General features: G+C 59.2%; 1 protein-coding gene. It reads right to left on the bottom strand.

Annotation, left to right across the window (positions count from 1 at the left end; genetic code table 11):
• On the bottom strand, positions 1 to 383 hold a 383-nt coding region (locus HMPREF2999_RS01865; protein ID WP_070675713.1), incomplete at its 3' end, for a YajQ family nucleotide-binding protein.
• Positions 384 to 439 lie beyond the last annotated feature (56 nt).

Raw genomic sequence — 439 nt, 5'->3', positions numbered from 1 at the left:
CCCTGGATGGTTGCCTTCACGCCCTTGGGGCCCTCTTCGCGGATCATCTTGGAGATCTTCTTTGCCTGGTCCTGCGCGATGCCTTCCTTGATGGAGCATTCGATGCGGGTTTCTTTGCCGGAGGCGTAGGGCTTGCCGGAGTCCAGGGACTTTAGGGAGATGCCGCGCTTGACCAGCTTGGACTGGAAAACATCCAGTACGGCCAGGGCGCGCTCTTCGGCGTTTGCCTTGATGAGGATCTTGTCGCCGGAGTAGTCGATTTCTGCGCCGACGCCGCGGAAGTCGTAGCGCTGGGAGATTTCCTTCTGCGCCTGGTGCAGGGCGTTGGATACTTCCTGCTTGTCGACCTTGGAGACGATGTCGAACGAAGATTCGCTAGCCATGGATATTCCTTTCGTGAACGGGGTGCCGGGGCACCGGTTAGTACTAGCCTACCGGG

Origin of the sequence: Rothia sp. HMSC066H02 (assembly GCF_001814995.1) — a bacterium.
Lineage (GTDB): Bacteria > Actinomycetota > Actinomycetes > Actinomycetales > Micrococcaceae > Rothia > Rothia mucilaginosa.
This window is presented reverse-complemented; position numbering and strand designations above follow the sequence as displayed.